This is a genomic window from Granulicella sp. S190 (assembly GCF_009766095.1).
Taxonomy (GTDB): domain Bacteria; phylum Acidobacteriota; class Terriglobia; order Terriglobales; family Acidobacteriaceae; genus Edaphobacter.
In genome coordinates this window covers 188,218-197,535 of the sequence record NZ_LMUD01000040.1, presented here as the reverse complement: position 1 = coordinate 197,535, position 9,318 = coordinate 188,218, and the positions used below count along the sequence as shown (strand labels likewise).

General features: G+C 59.5%; 12 protein-coding genes. 6 read left to right on the top strand and 6 right to left on the bottom strand.

Annotated features, from left to right (window positions below; genetic code table 11):
• The 4 genes from GSQ94_RS18840 to GSQ94_RS18825 all read left to right on the top strand — a co-directional run.
• On the top strand, positions 1 to 884 hold an 884-nt coding region (locus GSQ94_RS18840; RefSeq protein WP_158945396.1), incomplete at its 5' end, for a radical SAM protein.
• Positions 885 to 976: 92 nt separating this feature from the next.
• Positions 977 to 1,453 carry a DUF3574 domain-containing protein gene (locus tag GSQ94_RS18835; protein WP_158945395.1) on the top strand — a complete coding sequence of 159 codons (477 nt, stop codon included), beginning with the start codon at positions 977 to 979 and terminating at the stop codon, positions 1,451 to 1,453.
• 248 nt (positions 1,454 to 1,701) lie between these two features.
• A complete protein-coding gene (locus GSQ94_RS18830) occupies positions 1,702 to 2,130 on the top strand; it encodes an EamA family transporter (RefSeq protein ID WP_371417567.1) in 429 nt (142 codons plus the stop codon).
• Positions 2,127 to 2,513, top strand: a complete 387-nt coding sequence (locus GSQ94_RS18825; protein ID WP_158945394.1) for an EamA family transporter — start codon at positions 2,127 to 2,129, stop codon at positions 2,511 to 2,513. Before GSQ94_RS18830 ends, GSQ94_RS18825 begins: the two co-directional genes overlap by 4 nt.
• Before the next feature lie 202 nt (positions 2,514 to 2,715).
• Here the strand turns inward: GSQ94_RS18825 and GSQ94_RS18820 are convergent, their stop codons facing one another.
• The 3 genes from GSQ94_RS18820 to GSQ94_RS18810 are packed head-to-tail and all read right to left on the bottom strand — an operon-like array spanning position 2,716 to position 5,674.
• A complete protein-coding gene (locus tag GSQ94_RS18820; RefSeq protein ID WP_158945393.1) occupies positions 2,716 to 3,654 on the bottom strand; it encodes a phytoene/squalene synthase family protein in 939 nt (312 codons plus the stop codon).
• A complete protein-coding gene (gene hpnC, locus GSQ94_RS18815; RefSeq protein WP_158945392.1) occupies positions 3,651 to 4,592 on the bottom strand; it encodes a squalene synthase HpnC in 942 nt (313 codons plus the stop codon). The genes GSQ94_RS18820 and hpnC overlap by 4 nt, the downstream gene beginning before the upstream one ends.
• Positions 4,589 to 5,674 (bottom strand): zinc-binding dehydrogenase, encoded by a 1,086-nt coding sequence (locus GSQ94_RS18810; RefSeq protein WP_158945429.1) that lies wholly within the window; start codon positions 5,672 to 5,674, stop codon positions 4,589 to 4,591. The genes hpnC and GSQ94_RS18810 overlap by 4 nt, the downstream gene beginning before the upstream one ends.
• Before the next feature lie 127 nt (positions 5,675 to 5,801).
• On the opposite strand from GSQ94_RS18810, the gene GSQ94_RS18805 reads away from it, so the two are divergent.
• Positions 5,802 to 6,581, top strand: a complete 780-nt coding sequence (locus tag GSQ94_RS18805) for an ABC transporter permease (protein ID WP_158945391.1) — start codon at positions 5,802 to 5,804, stop codon at positions 6,579 to 6,581.
• Between the two features lie 17 nt (positions 6,582 to 6,598).
• Positions 6,599 to 7,444, top strand: a complete 846-nt coding sequence (locus GSQ94_RS18800) for an ABC transporter ATP-binding protein (RefSeq protein ID WP_158945390.1) — start codon at positions 6,599 to 6,601, stop codon at positions 7,442 to 7,444.
• Positions 7,445 to 7,519: 75 nt separating this feature from the next.
• Here the strand turns inward: GSQ94_RS18800 and GSQ94_RS18795 are convergent, their stop codons facing one another.
• From GSQ94_RS18795 to GSQ94_RS21185, 3 genes are all read right to left on the bottom strand, one after another.
• Entirely contained in the window at positions 7,520 to 8,158 is a 639-nt protein-coding gene (locus GSQ94_RS18795) for a flavin reductase family protein (protein WP_158945389.1), read from the bottom strand.
• A 108-nt stretch (positions 8,159 to 8,266) separates the two neighbouring features.
• A complete protein-coding gene (locus GSQ94_RS18790; protein WP_158945388.1) occupies positions 8,267 to 9,112 on the bottom strand; it encodes an alpha/beta fold hydrolase in 846 nt (281 codons plus the stop codon).
• Positions 9,113 to 9,137: 25 nt separating this feature from the next.
• On the bottom strand, positions 9,138 to 9,318 hold a 181-nt coding region (locus GSQ94_RS21185; protein ID WP_216843142.1), incomplete at its 5' end, for a hypothetical protein.

The following is a 9,318-nucleotide window of genomic DNA, read 5'->3' as shown; positions in this document are numbered from 1 at the left end:
ACGTCTCGCTCTACTCTACCCGCGGCTGCCCGGCTCAGTGCACCTTCTGCCTCTGGCCCCAGACACTCTCCGGCCACGCTTGGCGCAAGCGCTCCACAGACGACGTCGCCGCCGAGATGAAGCAGGCCAAAGAGCTCTTCCCCCACGTCAAAGAGTTCTTCTTCGACGATGACACCTTCAACATTCAGAAGGTCCGCACCATCGAGCTCTGCGAAAAACTCAAGCCCCTCGGCCTCACCTGGTCCTGCACCTCGCGCGTCACCACCGACTACGACACCCTCAAAGCCATGAAGGAAGCCGGCTGCCGCCTCCTCATCGTCGGCTACGAGTCCGGCGACCCCCAGATCCTCAAGAACATCAAGAAGGGTGCCACGGTCCAGCGCGCACTCGACTTCCAGCGCGACTGCCACAAGCTCGGCCTTGTCGTCCACGGCGACTTCATCCTCGGCCTCCCCGGCGAAACTCGCGAGTCGATCCGCAACACCATCGACTTCGCCAAGCAGCTCGACTGCGAGACCATTCAAGTCTCCATCGCGCACGCCTTCCCCGGCACCGAGTTCTTCGACTACGCCAAGGAAAACGGCTTCATAACCAACGAGGCGATGAGCGACGATGGCGGCCACCAGATGGCGCACATCGAGTACCCAGGCCTGCCCGTCGAATACGTCATGGAGATGGTGCACAAGTTCTACGATGAGTACTACTTCCGCCCCAAGGCTGCCTTCCGCGTAGTCTGGCAGGCCATCGTCAACCGCGACGTGCCCCGCCTCTACACCGAAGCCAAGTCCTTCATGACCCTCCGTTCACAGCGCAACAAGGCCGTCCGTGCCGTCAAGGAAGCCAACGCCGCCAAGGCTCAGGAATCCGTCAGCATGAACGCATAACTTCAAGCAAAGCTTCAAACAAAAGGACGGCCAAGCGGTCGTCCTTTTTCTTTCCCTCACGTCTTCCTAACCTCCTATTAGCATAGAGCCATATGCTCAAGCCAACTCTTGCAGCCATACTCCTTCTGCTCGGAAGCCTCTCCTCAGCTCTCACCGCGCAGACACAACCCCAGACCCAAACCTCCGCAACCCTCAAGGGCGACCCCGCCCATCCCGCAAAGACCCAGCGCTGGGTCGACACTAAACTCTTCTTTGGCCTCGGCCCCGCAGACGCTCCCGGCCAGGGCGTCAGCGAAGCCTCCTGGCGAAACTTCCTCGACACCGAGGTCACGCCCCGCTTCCCCTCCGGCCTCAGCGTCATCGACGTCTACGGACAGTGGCAAAGCAAACCCACACAGGCTCAACCGCGCACCGCCCCGGAGCGCATCCGCTCCAAGATGCTCCTCATCGACTATCCCGCCACTTCAGAAAATCTAAAACGCGTCGAAGCCATCCGCGCTGCATGGAAGCAGCTCACTGGTGATCAATCCGTCCTCAAAGTCACCCAACCAGCCGACGTGTCATTTTAGTCAGCCGCCAGCTATTAATTCCGATAAAAAATACCGAGCCTTTCGAAGGGGAAGAACCACGCATCGCCTTTGTTATCGCGGTTTATGTCATCTTCCGCACATTACTCTATCTTCTGCAGGTAGCACACGGCCTGCCGCAACATCTCCCCGGATTGCGATAAACTTAATTCATAAACCTCGTAACTTAACAACCCTGAAACCACTCCTACATACCAGCGGATCTTTCCAGCGGATTTCTTGAACGCCCCATGATGCAACACACTCTTACCCCTCGCCGCTGGCTCATCCTTGTCGCTGTTATGCTTGGCGCCTCCATCGGCGACACGCTACTCAGCACCGGCATGAAGCATATCGGCCCCGTCTCACTGAATCACCTCAGTGCCCTCTTCTTCGCCCTCAAAAATGCCTGGATCATTGCTGGAATCGTCGTCCTGCTCGGCTTCATGGCCTGCTACATGACCGCCCTCAGCTGGGCCGACATCACCTTCGTCCTCCCCGCCACGGCCTTCGGTAACGTCATCGTCACCGTTCTCTCCCGCTTCTGGCTACACGAGCAGGTCTCCCTCTCTCGCTGGCTCGGCGTTGCCCTCATCGTCATAGGCGTAGGCTTCGTCGCCAACGGTCCCTCCCGCACTGAAACCGTAGAAACCGCAGCAAAGGTCGAGGCACTTCCATGAACCCCGACACCCTCCACACCTGGGTCACCATCTTCGTTGTCGTCCTCACTGCCACGGCGGGCGACATTCTCATCGCAGGCGGCATGCGCAAACTCGGCGACCTCGACGATATTCGCGCCGCCTCAGGTCTCTTCGGAGCAATCAAAGCCGTCCTCTCCAGCAGCATGTTCCTCCTCGGAATTACCTGCATGGCACTCAGTTTCTTCTCGCTTCTGTACGCTCTCTCCGGCGCAGATCTCAGCCTTATCGCGCCCGCGACAGCCTCCCTCACCTTTATCACCACGGCCGCAGCCGCAAAGTTCTTCCTCAAAGAAAACGTAGACAGCCGCCGCTGGATCGCCGCGCTCTTCGTCTGCGCTGGCGTAGCTCTGCTGGCAAAATAAAATAGCCCCGCTGAGCCACCGCGCAGTTGGTGCAGAGTCGCCTTCGCTTTTTGTCTGTCATTCCCGAAGGGGATATGCGTTTGCAGCTTCTACATCATCAGGCCAATTGCCATAAACTACGGCCTCAACGCTGGGGGTGTCTCTGCTGCCTTCAACCGCCTCGCGCTTCACCACAATCACATCGCTGGGCACGGTCCCACCTTCACGGCAACATCCGGTTGCGCGCCGCCATCCCCATCCCCTGAGCCAGGATCCACAGCTTCTTCGGGGTCGGCACACTGACTCGTTCGGAAAAAACATCATAGTTCTTCGCCATAATTCGTTCGAGCAGCCCGCGATAGATCGTCACCAGCACCCACAGCGCCGCCCGGCTGTCCTTATCGATCAGCGGCAGCAGCTCCTCCGCCGCCGCATAGTAAACCAGCGCCCGCGCAGCCTCTTGTGCCAGCAGGCTGCGCACCACCTTGGTCTCGGCCTTCCCGCCCACCACCTGCAGAAGCTGTTTTACCTCGACTCTGCCCGCTGTTAGATCCTCCAGCGGAAGATAGATCCGTCCCCGCTCCGCGTCCTCTTTCACATCCCGCAGAATATTTGTCAGCTGAAAGGCCACACCCGTCTTCTCGGCCAACTCCTCGGCCCGAGGATCGCTATACCCGAAGATCCGAATACAGACCAAACCCACCACCGACGCCACCAGGTAACAATAGCGGTATAGCCCATCGAAGTCCTCATACACCTGCAGTGTCTGATCTGTATCTGTTACCGCTTCGGTGACAAGTACCACATCCGGCTGGCTCTCTTCGAGGTCCATCGTCGTACCTCGAACCAGGTCCTCCAGCAGCTCATCCGGAATCGCAAATCGCCTCTGCGTATCGTTCAACGCTAGAAAAACCGCATCGTCCGAAGCCCCGCTCCGACGAGCTTTACGCCACGCCTCCAGCCACTCGGCCATCACGACCCGTCGTTCGGACAACGGCATGCCCTCATCGTCGGAGATATCGTCGGCCCGCCGCATGAACGCATACACCGCGCACATCGCATTCCGCTTCTGCTCCGGAAGCACACGAAACGAGTAATAAAAATTCTTCGCCTCTCGCTGCGCTATCCCTGAGCAGACGGCATACGCCTCAGTAATCGTCACGCGGATATCCCCGCGCGCAGTTTGTCCGCCGCAGCCTCGATCAGCAACCCAATCTTTCCCAGCTTCGAACCCACAGGTCTCCCCCGCAGCACGTCGTAGTCGTCCTTCGCGATGCCGTTCAAAATCGCCTCGCCCCCCTTGCGAAACAGATCCAGCACTACCTTCAGATCTTTATCGACATGCCGGCTGATCTCACCACCTTCGACCAGCATCGCCCGCGTACGCTCCACCAAGTCCTCCATCATCGCGCGGAACTCCGGCGTGAACACCCGCCCCACGATCTGACCCTCGTCTACTCCGAACCGCAGCATCGACTCCGCCGGAATATATCGTCTCCCTCGCTCCGCATCCACCACCACATCCTGCCAGAAGTTCGCCAGATGCAGCCCCGTGCAAACCTTGTCCGACATCAGCCCCCGTGCCTCATCCGTATACCCGCACACCCAAAGCACCAGCCGCCCCACCGGGTTCGCCGAGTAATGCGAGTACTCCACCAGCTCCTCCCAGCTTGCATACTCCGTCTTGTACTGATTCATCCGGAACCCATGCAGCAGATCCAGAAAAAGCTCGCGCGGCGGATCGCACTCGCGAATCGTCTCATGCAGCGCCACAAACACGGGATGCATCGTTCGCTCCGGTGCGTCGTAGCACTCCTCCAGCATCGCGCCCCAGGTATGCAGCAGGCGAGCCGCCACCTCGCGATCCTCAACCTCATCTCCCAGATCGTTCGCCACCCGGCAGTAGGCGTAGATGCTCTCGAAGTGCGGTCTCACCTTCCCCGGAAGAAAAAACCTCGCCAAAAGAAAGTTCTCATCGTGCGACGTCGCCAGGTTCGTGCACCAGGCCTGAGCCTCGGCAAGAGTCGGCTGCTCCAGCGGCGTCAGATACTCGTGCGGAGCCCCCAGCAGAGCATGTTGCATCTCAGTAGTCTCGCTCATCGCGGCCCTCGCTCTGGAAACACCGCCGTCTTGATATCCATGCTCCCCGCGCCGCCCGTCTTGATCCCCTTCGAGCCGCCGCTCCGGTGCATCATCCGCGCAAAGATCGCCGGCACGTCACTCAGCACCGCGCTGCCCGTAATGTACTCCGCAGATTTAAACCGTCCGCTCGTCACGAGTCCGAACGCCGTCCTGCACGTCGCAGGAGTGTGGTGGAAGCTCGCCTTCAACGTAATATCCCCATAGTGCAGCCGGTTCGTGTCCAGCTTCACCTTGGTTCCGCTCGGCGGCCCGCCAAAGAAGTTCACCAGTCCGCCCTTCCGCACCATATCCACCGCCCACTCCCAGGTCGCTGGAGTCGCCACGGCCTCGATCACCACATCCGCTCCCCGGCCGTCAGGAGTCAACGCCCTCGTAGCAGCCACCACATCCTCCACCGCGCCTACCCGAACCACCTCGCTCGCGCCAAACAGCTTCGCCGCGCCCACCTGGTCCTCGCGCTTAACCACGGCAATCACCTCGACCCCAGCCAGCTCCGCCACGTGCATAAACATCAACCCGATGGGACCTGCCCCAATCACCACCATCGTGTCCCCTGCCTGTGCCCCGCTCTCCTCCAGCCCGCGTACCACGCAGGCCAGCGGTTCGGTCAACGCCGCATACTCCAAAGGAATATCGTCCGGCACCATCAAGGTATTTTTTTCAACGATCCGCGCCGGTATCCGGAGAAACTCCGCATAAGCCCCATTGTTGAACAGCAGATTCTCGCACAGATTCTGTTGTCCATGCCTGCAGAAAAAGCACACGTCGCAGGGAGCCGAGTTCAACGCCACCACCCGGTCGCCAACCTTGAACGCCGTCACCCCGGCACCCACCTCCGTCACCTCGCCCGCCAGCTCGTGCCCAAACGGAATCGGCGGCTTCAGCATCATGGCGTGATAGCCCCGCCGGTACACCTTCAGATCCGTTCCGCAGGTCAGCGCAGCGCCCACCCGCACCACCAGCTCTCCTGGCCCGGCCTGCGGTACTGCCACGCGTTCCAGCCGCAGATCTTCCTTGCCGTACAACACCGCTGCCGTCATCTCAGCTTTCACTCTTCTATCCTCTCATTCCCACCCATATCGGTGCACCTCGGTCCTCCCTCAAATCTTTCAAGAAGATGCAATCCTCGCTGAAACCTCCGCATCTGATAATCTGAGCCTCATAATCATGCCCTTTGTCTCCCCAGAGATCTTCGCCAAGCAAAGACTTGCCTCCATCCAGGACTACTCCATCCTGTCATGGCGTGCCGTCGCAAATCTCTTCTCTCGCCCCCGCTACATGGCCGACATCTACACCCAGATGGACTCCATCGGCGTCGGATCCATGCCCATCGTCATCCTCACCGGCTTCTTCACCGGCTGCGTCCTGGCCCTCCAGTCGGCCACCTCGCTTCAGGCCTTCGGATCGGTCAGCCTCACCGGAAACCTCGTCGCCCTGTCGATGGTCAAAGAGCTCGGCCCAGTCCTCACCGGCCTCATGATCTCTGGCCGCAACGCCTCCGGCATGGCCTCCGAGCTAGGCTCCATGAAGGTCACCGAACAGATCGACGCCATGCGCGCCCTCGGCACCGACCCCGTCCGCAAGCTCGTCACACCCCGCCTCTACGCCACCGTCTTCATGCTCTTCTTCCTCACCATCATGTCCGACGCCGTCGGCATCGCCGGGGGAGCTCTGGTCAGCGTCGCACTCCTCGGCCTCAACGCCTCCTCGTACTTCCACAACTCCTACCGCGCCCTCCAGTACGCCGACGTCATTCAGGGACTCACCAAGCCCCTCTTCTCCGGCTTCATCATCGCCTCCGTCGGCTGCTACTTCGGTATGAACACCAAAGGCGGCACGCAAGGCGTCGGCAAAGCCACCACTCAGGCCGTCGTCGTCTCCTCCGTCTTCATCATCATCGTCGACTTCATCGTCAGCCGCGCCATGATCGGCATCTTCGGCAGGTAAGGAGCAGCACCACCCTCATGACGCCAGACCTGGCACAATCCGGCTCCGCAACCCTCCAGCAGCCATCCGACTCGCAGGAGCCCGTCGTCGTCGTCGACGACATCTCCATCACCTTCGACGTAAAGCCCGTCCTCCAGAACATCTCCTTCACCGTCAAACACGGCGAAACCCGCATCATCCTCGGTCCTGCTGGCGGCGGCAAATCAGTCCTCATGAAGCTCATCAACGGCCTCATCAAACCTGACTCCGGCTCCATCCACGTCTTCGGCGAGGACGTCTCCCACATGCGCGAGGTCGATCTCTTCAAACTTCGCAGCCACATCGGCATGGTCTTCCAGGAGTCCGCCCTCTTCGACTCGCTCTCCGTCGGCGATAACGTCGCCTACCGTCTTCACGAAGATCGTCTCCCCGAAGAAGAGGTTCACACCCGCGTCGTCGAGGCGCTCCGCTTCGTCGAGCTCGAAAACACTATCGAGAAGTTTCCCTCCGAGCTCTCCGGAGGCATGCGCCGTCGCGTCTCCATCGCGCGTGCCATCATCACCAAGCCCGACCTCATCCTCTACGACTCCCCCACCGGCGGCCTCGACCCCATCACCTCCACCACCATCGTCGACCTCGTCATCAAGCAGCGCGACGTCACCAAGACCACCTCGCTCGTCATCACCCACCGCCTGCAGGACGCCTTCCTCCTCGCCAGAAACCGCTTCAACACCGAGACCGGCAAGGTCGAACAGATCCCCGGCAACGGCATCGACGACAGCACCAAGTTCCTCGTCATCAACGAAGGCAAAGTAGTCTTCGACGGCACCACCGAAGAGCTGGTCCACTCCCCCGATCCCTGGCTCAAGGAATACCTCTCCTAAATCTCCAACCGGCGCATCACAAAATAGCGACCACCGGGAGCACCACCCGAAGGGGTATACACGTCACGAAGTGCTCTACCGCTTCCCTTTCTTCCACTCCTCATACGGAATCCGCGGAATATTTAAAAACGAACCCCGCGTCTTCACATACGCCCCCAACCCATTCATCCGTCCAATCGCGTGCAGCTCCTCCGACAACACATAAGGCCCAGCCGGATCGACAAACTTGTCTTCGATATAAATCGACACCACCCGCCCCAGCACAATCCGCGACCGGCCAATCTCCATCGTCGTAAACTCTTTGCACTCGAGCGCCGCATGAGCCTCTGCGATGCGCGGCACCTTCACCACCTGCGACGGCGCAGTCGTAAATCCGGCACTCTCCAGCTCATCGAACTCCGCAGGAAAGTCCGTGGCGCAGATGTTCATCTGCTGCGCAATATCCTCGGTCACCACATTCACCACAAACTCCCCCGTCCTCCGGATATTCCGCGCCGTATCCTTCGGCACAAAATCACCTGCTGGCCGGTTCATCACACCCATCCCGATAATCGGCGGATCGGTGCAAAGGTAGTTGTACGAGCTGTAAGGCGCAGCGTTCATCCTGCCCTCTTCGTTCATGCTCGTCACCAGCGCAATCGGCCGAGGCGCAACCAACCCGATCAGCAGGTTATAGGTCTCACGCGCCTTTATCTTCTCAATATCAAAAATCATCGTTACTCCTCATCCCTTCAGCAGCCTAGCATCCCCGTGCTTCTCACCGTTCAAATCCCAGGGAAGCTGCTGGCGCAGTCGCATCGATCTCCCGTCGACCCAGCTACGCTAGCCGCGCAGAAACAGACTCGTATGTTCGACGAACAGCTCTGGATACTGAAACAGCGAACCATGAGCTGCATCCGGGTAAAGGATGAGCTGCGCGTTCGGCAGATTCTGCTCAAGGTAGAAGGAGTTAATCGTGTAGAAGATAATGTCGGACTTCCCGCCGACGACCAGCACGGGCATCTTGATGTCCTTCAGATAAGCGAAGCGTTCTCCTTTCGGCTGCCCCCACTCCTGAAGAGCAGCAAACTGTGCGGGCTGCACCTTCTCATCGATGGCAGTATCACGATCCTCCACGCGGGCGTCACGGCGCTTGAGGAAGGCGCGGCCGGCGGCCTGACTCTCCGGCGAAGCGGTGAAGAAACCGTCAATCCAGAAATCGTCAAGATTCCCATACTTGTTCGTAAAGATCTTCTGCGACTCCGGTGTCAGCGGAATGCCGTCGCCGTTGCGAGGGCCGCTGCCGACGATCACCAGTTTGCGTACCAGGTCAGGTCGCTGCATGGCGACGTTCTGCGCGATCATGGAACCGATCGAGAAACCAAGCACGTCAACCGTAGTAAGGCCGAGTGCGTCGAGAAAGATGCCTGCACTCTTGGCCATCTCAGCGAAGGTTGTGGGGACTTCTCCAGTGGAGCTGCCGACACCAGCGTTATTGAAGAGGATCACCTCGCGCTGCTGCGCCATGCCATCGGTCACGAAAGGATCCCAACTGTCCATATTGCCGAGGATGTGCGGGATAAAGACGAGCGGCGTGCCTTCCTTCTTGCCGAAGCGTCGGTAAGCGAAGCGGACGCCGTTAGCCTCGATGAACTGCGTAGGTGCGGTGTGGTGGGTGTAGTTGCTCATATCGTTCGTCCTGAATGGTTCGGGGTTAGGCTTCGTGTACGAGATCTTGCAAGAGGCCATCAGACAAGGTGAAGCGCGAGCCGACATAGACATCGACATAGACACAGACCTCGACATCGAAGCTGCGATCGACTCTCTCTACGCCCCTCTCTACTATCGCTTGCGAAAGGGTACAGGGGACTTCTCCAAGGGCTGACGTCGGAAAA

Excerpts from the sequence above, each read along its gene's own strand:
- GSQ94_RS18825 (WP_158945394.1), top strand. The coding sequence starts at position 2,127 with ATGAACCCCGACACCCTCCACACCTGGGTCACCATCTTCGTTGTCGTC.
- GSQ94_RS18805 (WP_158945391.1), top strand. The coding sequence starts at position 5,802 with ATGCCCTTTGTCTCCCCAGAGATCTTCGCCAAGCAAAGACTTGCCTCC.
- GSQ94_RS18795 (WP_158945389.1), bottom strand. The coding sequence starts at position 8,158 with ATGATTTTTGATATTGAGAAGATAAAGGCGCGTGAGACCTATAACCTG.
- GSQ94_RS18830 (WP_371417567.1), top strand. The coding sequence starts at position 1,702 with ATGATGCAACACACTCTTACCCCTCGCCGCTGGCTCATCCTTGTCGCT.
- GSQ94_RS18800 (WP_158945390.1), top strand. The coding sequence starts at position 6,599 with ATGACGCCAGACCTGGCACAATCCGGCTCCGCAACCCTCCAGCAGCCA.
- hpnC (WP_158945392.1), bottom strand. The coding sequence starts at position 4,592 with ATGAGCGAGACTACTGAGATGCAACATGCTCTGCTGGGGGCTCCGCAC.
- GSQ94_RS18790 (WP_158945388.1), bottom strand. The coding sequence starts at position 9,112 with ATGAGCAACTACACCCACCACACCGCACCTACGCAGTTCATCGAGGCT.
- GSQ94_RS18810 (WP_158945429.1), bottom strand. The coding sequence starts at position 5,674 with ATGACGGCAGCGGTGTTGTACGGCAAGGAAGATCTGCGGCTGGAACGC.
- GSQ94_RS18835 (WP_158945395.1), top strand. The coding sequence starts at position 977 with ATGCTCAAGCCAACTCTTGCAGCCATACTCCTTCTGCTCGGAAGCCTC.